13 protein-coding genes and 1 riboswitch are annotated in these 12,854 nt (G+C 34.8%); of the genes, 10 read left to right on the top strand and 3 right to left on the bottom strand.

Going from position 1 to position 12,854, the window contains the following annotated elements:
- Window positions 1-5 precede the first annotated feature (5 nt).
- From BUB48_RS00620 to BUB48_RS00630, 3 genes are all read left to right on the top strand, one after another.
- Window positions 6-491 carry an ECF transporter S component gene (locus tag BUB48_RS00620; RefSeq protein WP_073023445.1) on the top strand — a complete coding sequence of 162 codons (486 nt, stop codon included), beginning with the start codon at window positions 6-8 and terminating at the stop codon, window positions 489-491.
- Window positions 492-711: 220 nt separating this feature from the next.
- Window positions 712-1,245: a beta-class carbonic anhydrase gene (locus BUB48_RS00625; RefSeq protein WP_073023447.1), complete on the top strand. Its 534-nt coding sequence runs from the start codon at window positions 712-714 to the stop codon at window positions 1,243-1,245.
- 103 nt (window positions 1,246-1,348) lie between these two features.
- Window positions 1,349-2,161 (top strand): formate/nitrite transporter family protein, encoded by an 813-nt coding sequence (locus tag BUB48_RS00630; RefSeq protein WP_073023449.1) that lies wholly within the window; start codon window positions 1,349-1,351, stop codon window positions 2,159-2,161.
- Between the two features lie 197 nt (window positions 2,162-2,358).
- On the opposite strand, the gene BUB48_RS00635 is transcribed toward BUB48_RS00630, so the two are convergent.
- Window positions 2,359-2,763 carry a cytidine/deoxycytidylate deaminase family protein gene (locus tag BUB48_RS00635; RefSeq protein ID WP_073023451.1) on the bottom strand — a complete coding sequence of 135 codons (405 nt, stop codon included), beginning with the start codon at window positions 2,761-2,763 and terminating at the stop codon, window positions 2,359-2,361.
- A gap of 722 nt (window positions 2,764-3,485) precedes the next feature.
- Window positions 3,486-3,611: riboswitch (cyclic di-AMP (ydaO/yuaA leader) on the top strand.
- 2 nt (window positions 3,612-3,613) lie between these two features.
- Here BUB48_RS00635 and BUB48_RS00640 point away from each other — a divergent pair.
- The 4 genes from BUB48_RS00640 to guaA all read left to right on the top strand — a co-directional run bounded on the left by BUB48_RS00640 (window position 3,614) and on the right by guaA (window position 8,428).
- Window positions 3,614-4,654: a peptidoglycan-binding domain-containing protein gene (locus BUB48_RS00640; RefSeq protein ID WP_073023453.1), complete on the top strand. Its 1,041-nt coding sequence runs from the start codon at window positions 3,614-3,616 to the stop codon at window positions 4,652-4,654.
- 102 nt (window positions 4,655-4,756) lie between these two features.
- Window positions 4,757-5,239: a DUF456 domain-containing protein gene (locus tag BUB48_RS00645; protein WP_073023455.1), complete on the top strand. Its 483-nt coding sequence runs from the start codon at window positions 4,757-4,759 to the stop codon at window positions 5,237-5,239.
- Window positions 5,240-5,426: 187 nt separating this feature from the next.
- Window positions 5,427-6,881 (top strand): IMP dehydrogenase, encoded by a 1,455-nt coding sequence (gene guaB, locus BUB48_RS00650; RefSeq protein WP_073023457.1) that lies wholly within the window; start codon window positions 5,427-5,429, stop codon window positions 6,879-6,881.
- Window positions 6,882-6,898: 17 nt separating this feature from the next.
- Complete coding sequence (guaA, locus tag BUB48_RS00655) at window positions 6,899-8,428, top strand: glutamine-hydrolyzing GMP synthase (RefSeq protein WP_073023459.1); 1,530 nt, start codon at window positions 6,899-6,901, stop codon at window positions 8,426-8,428.
- 100 nt (window positions 8,429-8,528) lie between these two features.
- On the opposite strand, the gene BUB48_RS00660 is transcribed toward guaA, so the two are convergent.
- Together BUB48_RS00660 and BUB48_RS00665 are read right to left on the bottom strand one after the other, a co-directional pair.
- Entirely contained in the window at window positions 8,529-9,611 is a 1,083-nt protein-coding gene (locus tag BUB48_RS00660; protein WP_073023461.1) for a site-specific integrase, read from the bottom strand.
- A 166-nt stretch (window positions 9,612-9,777) separates the two neighbouring features.
- Window positions 9,778-10,308, bottom strand: a complete 531-nt coding sequence (locus BUB48_RS00665; protein ID WP_073023463.1) for a helix-turn-helix domain-containing protein — start codon at window positions 10,306-10,308, stop codon at window positions 9,778-9,780.
- A gap of 151 nt (window positions 10,309-10,459) precedes the next feature.
- Here BUB48_RS00665 and BUB48_RS00670 point away from each other — a divergent pair, with 151 nt between their 5' ends.
- Genes BUB48_RS00670 through BUB48_RS00680 form a run of 3 tightly spaced genes read left to right on the top strand, consistent with a single transcriptional unit; the run spans window position 10,460 to window position 12,800 of the window.
- On the top strand, window positions 10,460-10,657 hold the full coding sequence (locus BUB48_RS00670) for a helix-turn-helix domain-containing protein (protein ID WP_073023465.1): 198 nt from the start codon (window positions 10,460-10,462) through the stop codon (window positions 10,655-10,657).
- Between the two features lie 17 nt (window positions 10,658-10,674).
- The gene (locus tag BUB48_RS00675; RefSeq protein WP_073023467.1) at window positions 10,675-10,863 is read left to right on the top strand and encodes a helix-turn-helix domain-containing protein; all 189 of its coding nucleotides are present in this window, start codon (window positions 10,675-10,677) and stop codon (window positions 10,861-10,863) included.
- Window positions 10,864-10,895: 32 nt separating this feature from the next.
- Window positions 10,896-12,800, top strand: coding sequence for a DNA primase family protein (locus BUB48_RS00680; protein WP_242944133.1), 1,905 nt, complete (start codon window positions 10,896-10,898; stop codon window positions 12,798-12,800).
- Window positions 12,801-12,854: the final 54 nt, after the last annotated feature.

Genomic DNA, 12,854 nt, shown 5'->3' on the forward strand with positions numbered 1-12,854 from the left:
ATAGGATGGATAAAAAGACAAGGACATTGACAAGAGCAGCCATACTACTGGCTATAGCATTAGTGTTTCAGTTTGTAAAAATGGGTCAGATAGTAACAGGCTCAGGCATAAATTGTGTTTTGATAATAGCAGCTGAAATCTGCGGATGGCCGTGGTCTGCAGCTATAGGAGCAATAACTCCTTTTATGGCATTAGCATTAGGAGTTCAGCCACCTGCTATTATTCCTGCAATTCCTTTTATTATGGTAGGTAATATTCTATACGGCATAGTATATTTTATATTTAAGAATCGCAATAGGATCATAGCTGTTGGTTTTGCAGCGATAATAAAGTTCGGATTGCTTTATGCGGCAGTAAACTATTTTATATCTGTAAAACCGCCTATTCAGGCAGCTTTGAGTTTCCCTCAACTGATTACGGCTTTGATAGGAGGGGCCATTGCTTTAATAATAATTGAGGTTTTAAATAGGACTGGGAAGATAGAGAAATAGTTCATATAAGAATGTATGTGCTAAAATTCATGAAACATTTTCATCACTTTTTCAAGAATGAGATATTGGTGACATTAGATTAAAAATAAAGATTAATTCTGCATTATATGCTGAATTAATCTTTGTTTTTTGCTTAAACTTTGTTTAATAGTATAGAAATCCTTTATTTCATATATGATTGCAGCAAATCAATCATGAAAAAGTATATTAGGAGGTTTTTATGCTAAATAATATTTTAGAACACAACAAAAGATTTGTTGAACAAAGGAAGGCTGAAAGATTAGATGAGCCTATCAGCGGACATGCACAAAAGGGCGTGATGGTGTTTACATGTATGGATACCAGACTTGTGGAGCTATTGGAACCTGCCATGGGATTTGAAAGAGGAGATATAAAAATATTGAAAAATGCTGGAAACATAATCAGAGACGGTTGCGATGAAATCATAAGATGTATAGCCGTCGGAACGGTGCTTATGGGCTTATCTCAGGTATATGTGGTAGGCCATAAGGACTGTGGAATGGCTAAGCTAACGCCTCAGGCGGTAAAAGATAAAATGATTGCTAGAGGTATTCGAGAAGAGGATATTGAATCCATAAATATTAAAGAATGGATAGGTATTTTAAAAGATGAGAAACAAAATGTTATTGAAGCTGTAAAAAAGATAAAGGAATCACCTTTTGTGCCCAAAGATATAGAGATACATGGTTTGGTTATGGACCCCAATTCAGGTGAGTTAGAGGTTATATGCTAGTAATATAATCAAACAATTAGTAATTTAATAGACACAATGGTATACAGATGCTAAAATTATATAGCTAGGCAATTATTATAAATGTTTTGGAAGGAGTAAAGTGATGGAAAAGAGATTACTTACACCAAAGGAGATTGCTCAGGCTACCATTGATGCAGGCGTAGCAAAGACAAAACTTTCTATAATGCAAATGGCCATACTTGGTATATTTGCAGGAATGTTTATAGGATTTGGTGCTACAGGTGCCATCACCATAGGACAGACTTACGCAAATATTGATGTGGGGTTATCTAAGTTTCTGTTTGCCGCAGTTTTCCCTGTAGGTCTTATGCTTGTTGTTATCTGCGGTGCAGAACTTTTTACGGGTAATAATTTAATGATTCTCGGATGCTTAAATGGTAATTATAAGTTGAAAGATGTACTGAAAAACTGGGCAGTAGTATATATTGCCAATTTTGTTGGTTCTGTATTATTAGCATTTCTGGTTGCAAAATCCAGCGTCATGGCAGGAGCAGCCGCAGAAAAAGCAATTGGGATAGCAAATGCAAAGGTTGCCATACCCTTTGGAGCAGCAATAATAAGGGGAATATTATGCAATATTCTTGTAGTGCTGGCTGTCTGGATGGCTACAGGTAGCAGGGACATTATAAGCAAGATATTTGCTTGCTGGTTTCCTATCATGCTATTTGTTCTTATAGGATTTGAACACAGCATAGCAAACATGTATTTTATTCCTTTAGGAAAGTTCTTGGGTGCTCCTGTAACTTGGGGTCAAATCTGGGTTAACAATCTGATCCCTGTGACAATAGGGAACATAATAGGCGGTGCCGTTATAGTGCCCTTTGCATATTATACCGTATATGTAAAAACACCAAAAACATCCACAAAAGTGGAGAATAATGCAAAGATGGTATAGGGTATATAAATAACTGTAGGCAGCCTTTTATTTATCAATATTAAATTTAAAAAATGAAAAAATAATACAAGGGATATATGTTATGTATAATAAATTCTTTGTATTATTTTTATTTTGGATAACTTGTTAATAAATATGTTAGCAACTTTTATTTTTTTATATTTAGAAGATTATTTATTAATTTAACTATTGAGTTCTTAATTGAATGGTGTTTCATAGGCAAATGGTATTAAGTTTTTTGCTTTGGTTTTTTTAACTCCTTCATGGGTGTTTATTATAACATAACATTCTGGACAATAATCCATTAGCATTTGCCTACAATTTCCACATGGAGAATATATAATATCACTATTATTCCCACCGATTGCTACAATACATTCAAACTCTCGTTTTCCAGCAGTTATGGCTGTACCCATAGCAATCATTTCAGCGCATGCACCATGGGCTAAATAAACGTTAACACCTAAATATATTTCACCATCTGCACATCTTAAAGCACAACCAACAGTATGTCTGTAATTTTGACTATCATAGTTTGCCTTTATTATATCTTTAGCCTTTTGAATAAGAGAAAAATCTTCTTCTTTTAACTCTTCAAACATTATATACCTCCTATATATCCTTAGTTTGTGGTATTTTACTATTGGGAAGCAACTAATATATAAATTATGTCAGTATATACCTTCATCTAATACATCATACATATAGTTATCAAACAAATCCATTAATTCTTGTGATATATGAAGTTCTCTTTCTGCTGTATTTAATTTAGCACCATTAGAAAGTTCGCGTCTATCTACTAATTTGATTTTATGTCCATTATTATAATCACAAATGAAATCTCTGCAAATAGAGATAGAGCCATGTCAATCCTTAATCTAGCTTCAAAGAGTAATTTTATCAATAATTTATCACTAATATTAGTGGTTGATTTATAGAGACTTTCAACTTCATCTTTTTGAAGAGTATTCATTTTTCTTCATGGCTCTTTAATCTTTAAAATATTTTTATTGATAGGCCTGTCTTTATTTACATGAAATAAAAAATCTTTATATACTTTATGACCTCTTGTAAAGATTTGTTTCATTAACTTTTCAAGCATATGGTTGTTGATTTCTTCTGTCCTAAAAGATAGTCATAAAAGTTAGTGACTACTGTTACGTTTAAATTAATTGTTTTCTGTTCGTTTTGACTTGGTCGGATTTAATCCAAGAACCTTATTACTCTCAAAAAATCATTATACTATATTTAATCTCAGGGGCTGCTTTTTATGGCTTAAATTACCATTGTCACAGGTTGCATAATTATGTAAACTAAAAGAAGCCGTACTGTTTTGCTGAATCTCATTTATGAGAGCGGAGGATAAAAATGGGGTGAATTGGGATAAACCCATAGGGCACTCTCTGTCCGAACCCGACAACTAACTTCGTAAGCGTAAGAGAGGAGAGTAGTATGAGGAAGAGCAAAATATTACTATTTTTTACGGTATTGGCTTTGTTTATAGCGACTCCCGTATTTGGGGATGTATTAAAAGTAGGAAGTACAGGAGTAGCCGTTAAGCAGCTTCAAACAAAGTTAATATCCTTGGGTTACCTTAATTCGAGTGCAACAGGTTATTTTGGTAATCAGACGAAGAGTGCAGTAATGAAGTTCCAGGCAAAAAATGGGCTAAAGCAAGACGGTATTGCAGGAAATCAGACCTTAAATGCTTTAGCAAAAGTTGGGACAAGCAGTACAACAAGTGTGAGCCGCGGAAGTTCCAGCTCTTATACGATCAAGGATGTCCAGACTGTACTTAAAAGCTTAGGTTTGTACACAGGAAAAATTGATGGCATCGCTGGGTCAAAGACAAAAGAAGCATTGAAAAAGTTTCAAAAGAACAATGGTTTGGTGGCAGATGGCATATTAGGTACCAAAACAGCGCAGAAGCTTTTCGCAACTCAACAGTCAGCTGCAACAGTGGCAAACAGAGGGGACGCAGATCGTAAAGAAGTTACATACAATTCTGCAAGCGATACGAAATATGGAGAATTGTTAGATTGGTGGACTGAGGTTTCAGAAATATTCTATAGAGGAGCAGAAGCTCAGGTCATAGATTTATGGACAGGTAAAAGTTTTAACGTTATGAGGACCTATGGAAGCAGACATGCTGACTGTGAAACTCTGACGGCAGAAGATACCAAAATAATGAAGGAGATATACGGGGGCAGTTGGAGTTGGAATAGAAGACCTGTAATTGTAGTGACAGGTGGAAGAAGAATAGCTGGATCTATGGCGGGCATGCCTCATGCAGGGTTGGATTCAAAACCCAAGAATGTTACAGTCAGCGGTAGAAGCGGTGGATATGGAAAAGGTACTAACTTAGATACTATTAAAGGAAACAATATGGATGGTCATTTTGACATTCATTTTCTCAATAGCCGCACCCACGGCACCAACAAAGTGAATGAAGCACATCAGAAAGCAGTAAAGCAAGCAGCAGGTTTGTTATAATAAAAAAACGCAGTACGGTAAGCTCAGGCCTATGCCTGAGCTTAAACTTTTTTTGTGGAGTTTCGTATAATGTAATAAATAATTTATAAGGGGGAAGAGTTTGTGAGTGGGGTATATTTCATAGTGAGTACTTTATTGATAGTAATTGGGGTATTGGGAATATTCATACCCGGATTGCCGGGAACAGGACTGGTGTTTATTGGTACATTGATATACGCTTGGGGAACAGGCTTTCAAGCCATTGGATGGGGTACTCTTGTTATTTTTCTGATTCTTACGTTGATGGCCATGGCAGTTGATTATCTGGCGGGAATCTTGACAGCACAGAAGTTTGGAGCCTCCAAACAAGGCATAGTGGGCAGTATTATCGGAGGTATAGCAGGGTTGACGATTTTTAATATACCAGGACTTATACTGGGCCAGTTGGCAGGAGTAATAATAGGAGAGCTTATGTTTGGCAGAAAAATGAATGAATCCATGAGATCCGGTATAGGAGTGTTTATTGGATATTTGCTGGGCAGTATGGTGAAAGTAACCCTAACTACTTTGATTATAATTATTTTTTATGTAAAAATCATATTTTAATCCCTATTGATATCATAATTGAATAAAAGAGAGCAATAATATACAGAGTATTAAGCTTTTTTTATAGTCGAATCATTGAATTGAAGTGAATATTCTGTATTTTTTTCATTCCTTTGACAAATATACATAGTTTAAATATAATTAATGAAACAATAATAAACGGCATTTTTAAATAGTGAGGTGTAAAATGATGGAAAAGTTTTTAAAGGAAGGGTTAACTTTTGATGATGTGCTTCTGATACCTGCAAAGTCAGAGGTTCTACCAAAAGAAACAGATGTATCAACCATGCTGACTAAGAAAATTAAGCTGAATATTCCTATAATGTCTGCAGGCATGGACACAGTTACTGAGGCAAGGCTTGCTATTGCTATAGCGAGAGAAGGCGGCATAGGCATAATCCATAAAAATATGTCTATTGAAGCTCAAGCCATGGAAGTGGATAAAGTAAAAAGATCAGAACATGGAGTTATTGTAGATCCATTCCATCTCTCACCGGATCATGTTATATCTGATGCTATGGAACTGATGGAAAGATACAGGATTTCCGGTGTGCCCATAGTGGATGAGAAAGGTAAGCTGGTGGGAATTCTTACAAACAGGGATTTAAGATTTGAAACAGACATGTCAAGGCCTATACATGAAGTAATGACCAAAGAGAATCTTATAACTGCACCGGTTGGAACTGATTTGGAAGAGGCTGAAAACATTCTTAAAAGGCACAAAATCGAAAAACTGCCGTTGGTAGATGAAAATGGTTACTTGAAAGGACTTATTACCATAAAGGATATAGAAAAAGCAATTCAGTTTCCTAACTCCGCAAAGGATAAGAGCGGCAGGCTTTTAGTTGGAGCAGCAGTTGGAGTTACCCATGATATGATGGAAAGAGTAAAAGCTTTAGTTGATGCAAAGGTAGATGTTATAGTTGTAGACACAGCCCATGGACACTCAAAAGGCGTATTGGATGCAGTAAAGAAGATAAAGATTAACTATCCGGATATACAAGTTATTGCAGGAAATGTGGCTACGGCAGATGCAACAAGGGAACTCATAGAAGCCGGTGCAGATGCTATAAAAGTTGGAATAGGTCCAGGATCCATATGTACTACAAGAGTAGTTACTGGAGTAGGTGTTCCTCAAATTACTGCAATATATGACTGTGCAAGAGAGGCTGACAAACATGGAATACCTGTAATAGCAGATGGAGGAATAAAATACAGTGGGGATATTACAAAAGCCATTGCTGCAGGAGCCAGAGTGGTCATGATTGGAAGTCTGTTTGCAGGGACGGAAGAAAGTCCAGGAGAAAAGGAAATATATCAGGGCAGAAGCTTTAAAGTATATAGAGGTATGGGTTCATTGGGAGCCATGTCAAGCGGCAGCAAGGACAGGTACTTCCAGGAAGATTCAAAGAAGTTGGTACCTGAAGGTGTAGAAGGAAGAGTACCATATAAAGGACCTTTGGCTGATACCATATTCCAATTGGTTGGTGGTTTGCGTTCTGGTATGGGTTATTGTGGAACACCTACCATAGAGGATTTGAGAAAAAATGGACAGTTTATAAGAGTAACGGCGGCAGGCTTAAGAGAAAGTCATCCCCACGATGTGCAAATAACTAAGGAAGCGCCCAATTATAGCTTATAGGCGGTGGAAGGCAGAATATGGAAAAAGAATTGGTTTTGATTCTGGATTTTGGTGGACAGTATAATCAGCTTATTGCCAGAAGAGTTAGAGAGCATAATGTCTATTGTGAAGTTGTGCCCTATGATATATCCGTTGAAGAGGTAAAAAGGAAAAATCCACAGGGTATAATATTTACTGGAGGTCCTGCCAGCGTATATGAAGAGGGTTCGCCTAAATGCGACCCGGAAATATTGAAACTTGGAGTGCCTGTATTGGGCATATGCTATGGTATGCAGCTTATGGCTCATTTGCTGGGAGGCAAAGTAGGTAGAGCGGATAAGAGAGAATATGGCAAGACCTTGGTAAGTCTCAGAGAAAGCAGGCTTTTTAAGGGAATAAGTCATGAAGATATATGCTGGATGAGCCATACCTGCTTTGTAGATGTACTGCCTCCGGGTTTTAAGGTAGCCGCTGATACTGATTCATGTCCTGTAGCTGCCATGTTTGATGAGGACAGAAAGTTATATGGTGTTCAGTTTCATCCGGAAGTTGAGCATACCCAGCATGGAAAGGAAATGTTGAAAAACTTCCTGTTTGATATATGCAAATTGAGAGGTACCTGGACCACAGGCAGCTTTATAGATGAGGCAGTAGCTCATATAAAAGAGAAAGTGGGAAATAAAAAGGCTATATGTGCTCTAAGCGGAGGAGTTGATTCCTCAGTGGCAGCCGTACTGGTACATAAAGCTATTGGGAACAATCTTACATGCATATTCGTTGATCACGGTCTTTTGAGAAAAGATGAAGGTGATCAGGTAGAACAAGTTTTTAAGGAAAAATTTGATATGAATTTAATAAGAGTCAATGCCCAGAGCAGATTCTTAGGTAAATTGGCCGGAGTTACGGAGCCTGAAAGAAAAAGAAAAATCATAGGGGAAGAATTTATACGAGTATTCGAGGAAGAAGCCAAAAAGCTTGGTAAAATAGATTTCCTTGTTCAAGGTACTATTTATCCAGATGTCATAGAGAGCGGGACAAAAACAGCAGCAGTTATTAAATCTCATCATAATGTTGGTGGCCTTCCTGAGGATATGGAGTTTGAGCTAATCGAGCCATTGCGACAACTCTTTAAGGATGAAGTAAGGCTTGTAGGTTTGGAACTTGGAATACCTGAAGATTTAATATGGAGACAACCGTTCCCGGGTCCTGGCCTTGGCATAAGAGTTCTAGGTGAGGTAACAGAAGAAAAGCTCCACATAGTCAGAGAGTCTGATGCAATTTTGAGAGAAGAGATTAAAAATGCTAATCTCCATAGAAGCATATGGCAGTACTTCACCTGTTTGCCGGATATAAGAAGTGTTGGTGTTATGGGAGATGAGAGAACCTATAGCCACACTGTGGCAATAAGAGCAGTTACAAGCAATGATGCTATGACTGCCGACTGGGCAAGAATACCCTATGAAGTATTAGAAAGGATATCTTCAAGAATCGTAAATGAAGTAGAGCATGTAAATCGTGTAGTATACGATATAACAAGCAAACCGCCGGCAACTATCGAGTGGGAATAGTAAAGAAAATACCCTATAAGCCTTGATATTAAAAGGTTTATAGGGTTCATGCTTTAAAAAACGTACTAAAAACGTACTATTTTATTTTTTATGTGTTATTTTATGGTTCTGAATTAAGATTTTTTTCATTAAGTTTTTCTAATCTTTCAGCAACTTCACTATGCTTATTAGGGTATAAATGGGAATATGTTTGAAGGGTTGTTTCAATATTTTCATGTCCAAGACGTTCACTTATAAGCAGCGGTGAAAAACCCATTTCAATCAATAATGATGCGTGGGAATGTCGCAAGTCATGAATTCTGATTTTTTTAATTCCTGATTTTTTACATCCTCTGTCCATTTCATGGTGAAGGTAATATTTTGTTACTTGGAACAACCTTTCATCAGGTTTATAATCATAAAGCTTGGAAGCATAATCTTGAACAAGTTCACATAAAAAAGGTGGTAATGTTATAACTCTTTTGCTTTTAGGTGTCTTTGGTTCAAGAATTAAATCTTCATCCTTCATCCTGGCATAGTTCTTATTGATGCTTACTGTTTGGGCTTCAAAGTCAAAATCATTCAATGTTAAAGCAAGTAATTCCCCTGACCTCATTCCAGTCCAAAAAAGCAATTCAAATGCAACTTTTGAAGTTGATTTATCTTCCACAGCAGCAATGAATTTCTTAAATTCTTCAACAGTCCAAAACTGCATTGAATCAGCATTTTTCTTTCCCATGCTTCCACATATCCTTGCAGGATTGGAAGGAAGCTTATAATATTTCATTGCAAAATTGAAGATAGCTGAAAGCTGATTATTTACTGTTTTCAAATACGTTTGACTGTAATTCTTTTCACTGGAAATCAATTCATTTTGCCATTTCCTAACCGTTGTTGGGGTTATAGTATTAATTGGCATATCCTTGAAATATGGCAATATTTTCAAATCAATTACATATTTCTTATTTTCTAATGTGGTTGGCTTCAATCTGCTTTGGCAATCTTCCATATACAGTTCAACCAGGCTTCCAAAAGTCATATCACAGGAAGCATGTGCTTTATTAAGAAATTCCCTTTCAAAAGCTTTAGCTTCCTTTTGAGTTTTAAATCCTTCCTTCTTCTTTTTCTTCTTGTTACCCATCCAGTCAGTGTAATAAAAGGATGCATACCAAGTACCACGTTTTTCATCTTTGTAAACAGGCATTATATCATTCCTTTCTTTGAAAAAGGATATAAAAAATAAACCCTTTATATCTCCAAAGGTCTATGATATAATACAATTGACTATATTAGGTACTATATCAAACCTTTGGGTTTATAGAGTATCAACGAAAAATCGTTTGGTGTTGCAGTCACTAGGCGATTTTTTTTTATTTGTTGTTTTTTAACCAAACCTGATAATCAACCGAATCCTTTATAGTGTTTTGTAATTCTTTAAATTCTGCTTCAGTATAAGTTGCAGCAATTTTATCACTTTTTATTGTCACTGTATATGTTTCTTTATCTGCAATTTGTGTTTTACCAATAACCTTTCCATCCTCAATAACATCTTCATAATGCCATTCGAGAACTTCAGGTTGAATTTCAACAGTATAACCAATGGCTTCTAAATATTTTATAAAGCATTGCCATTCATTTAGTTCTTTTGTAAGTTTACCATCAGGATTAAATTTCATATCAAAATATTTGCCTTTTCCAATAAGTTCAAAAACTGATACACCAAGAACATCAGCAATTGCATCAAGCATTTCAGTTGAAGGTTCTCTATGGTTGTTTTCATAATTTGCATATGTTGAAACTGGAATATCTAATTTCTTTGCCATTTCTTTTTGTTTAATACCCTTTTTCTTTCTAACTTCTTTTATTTTAGTACCTATTTTAATAAAATCATTTATTCCCATCTTTGCACCTCCTGAATATAATATAACAAAAAATATTCAATTATGCAAATATTTTTTAAAAAATATCTTGAAATATTCATTAATGAATATTATAATAAAATTACACTTAAAAAGTATTCGATAATGCAAACTTTTGAAGGAAGGTGAAAACATGAAACTGAATCAAAATAAGTTACTGCTGGCAATGGCAAATGCTTGTATAACCATAGGTGAGTTAGCAGAAAAATCTGGCGTTTCAAGACCAGCTTTAACTAAATTTACAACAGGGAAAAGCAATCCAAAACCTGCAACCCTTGGTAAACTTGCAAAGGCATTAGGGGTTAAGCCTGAAGAACTTATTGAAGATTAGAAAGGTGGTGTAACAGTATGAAAGTAACTTATAAGAAAGCTGCAAACTTCTTGACAGCAGAAGATGTTGCAGAACTTCTTGGTGTATCTTTATCAACAGCTTATCGAATTATCAAGAGATTAAATGATGAACTTAAAGCACAAGGTTTTATTACTGTTGCCGGAAAAATCTCAAAGCGATACTTTGAACAAAAAGTAGCCTTATAACAATGAATCAGCTATGGAAAGGCGGTGGTGAAGTGAACATATATGAAGAACTATTCCAAGGATTTATTATAACAAAGAATAAAAAGTCCATAGAAAAAATCAAAGGCAGAAACGATTTTAAAACCTTTAACCAAATTAAAGATGAACCTGAATTTGCTGGTGTTTTAAAAGAAAATATCGCTTTAATTGACATTGATAATACTGAAATGAGTGATTTACTTTTTAAGATAGTTCAGGACAAAAAAATTAATTGTGTTGTTATAAAAACAGGACGTGGCAAGCATTTCTTGTTTAAAAATAATAGTATTACTGCTAATAAAACCAAGTGTAAGCTGGCTATTAGTCTTGAAGCGGATATAAAGCTTGGGATTAAAGCTTCTTATGAAGTGCTAAAAGCGGATGGGAATTTAAGAGAAGTATTGTTAAATCCAGATGAACTTGATGAAATTCCAAAATGGCTTATACCTATTTCAGCTAATATTGAATTTATCAATATGGAAGCAGGTGATGGAAGAAACCAAGCATTATTCAATTACATCCTTACACTTCAATCTGCTGATTTTACAATTGAAGAAGCAAGGGAATGTATAAGAATCATCAACCAATATATTTTGAAGGAATCTTTATCAGAAAAGGAAATTGAAACAATTTTAAGAGATGAAGCATTTTTAAAACAATCTTTTTTCAAGGGAAGAACCTTCTTACATGATAAGTTTGGGGATTATTTAAAAAACAACAATAACATCATCAAAATTGATAATAAACTTCACATGTATTATGAAGGAACTTATATTCAAGATATAGATAAAATTGAAAGAGAGATGTTGAAACATATACCTTTTTTAACAGATGCAAAAAGAAAAGAAGTTCTGAAATATCTAAATATTGTTTGTGATGAAAAAGAAAAGGCTGATGCAAAACTTATTGCTTTCAAAAATGGAATATACAATATTGAAGATGATTCTTTAATGGATTTTTCACCACAACATGTAATAACAAATAAAATCGATTGGAATTATAATCCTGCTGCTTATTCAGAACTGGCGGATAAAACTTTAAATAAAATTGCTTGCAATGATAAGGAAGTAAGAATTCTATTGGAAGAATTAATTGGTTATTGTTTTTATAGAAGAAATGAATTAGGCAAAGCTTTTATTCTCACTGGTACTGGTGCAAATGGTAAGAGTACATTCATTGCTATTTTAAACCGTATACTTGGTGATAAGAACGTTGCAGCACTTGACCTTAAAGAACTTGGTGACAGGTTTTCAACAGTAACTTTATATGGAAAACTTGCAAATTTAGGTGATGATATTGGAAGTAACTTTATACCAGACCCTTCACTTTTTAAGAAGATTACAACAGGAGATAAGATTACAGCAGAGCAAAAGGGGCAGCCGAAATTTGAATTTAACCCATATTGCAAATTGATATTTTCCGCAAATAATATTCCAAGGATGAATGACAGAAGCAATGCAGTAATTAGGAGGTTAGTTATAATACCATTTGAAGCAAAATTTAGTGATACAGATAAGGATTATGACCCTGAAATCAAATATAAATTGCAAAGCCAAGAATCAATTGAATATTTAATAAGGCTTGGTATAGAAGGTTTAAAAAGGGTTATTAAAAACAAGAAATTTTCAATTTCAGAAAAAATTAAAAAAGAAGTGGATGAATTTGAAATTGAAAACAATCCGGTTCTTGCATTTTTAAAAGAAAGTGAAGAAGAAGATTTTCAAATTGAAAATGAACCTACAAGCAAGATTTATGAACATTATTGTGTATATTGTAGAAAAAATGGATTTCAAGAAATGTCAAAAACTTCATTTTCAAGACAAATGAATCAAATTGCTGGTTATACAACAGCAGTTACAAGACTTAAAGGGGAATTAAGCAGGGTATATATAAAGACTGATAATGTAACTGTAACTTAATTTTGTAACAAAAGTGTAACAGCATTTAATACTTATAAATAAAAGGTTTTATTA

The organism is Lutispora thermophila DSM 19022 (assembly GCF_900142105.1).
Lineage (GTDB): Bacteria > Bacillota > Clostridia > Lutisporales > Lutisporaceae > Lutispora > Lutispora thermophila.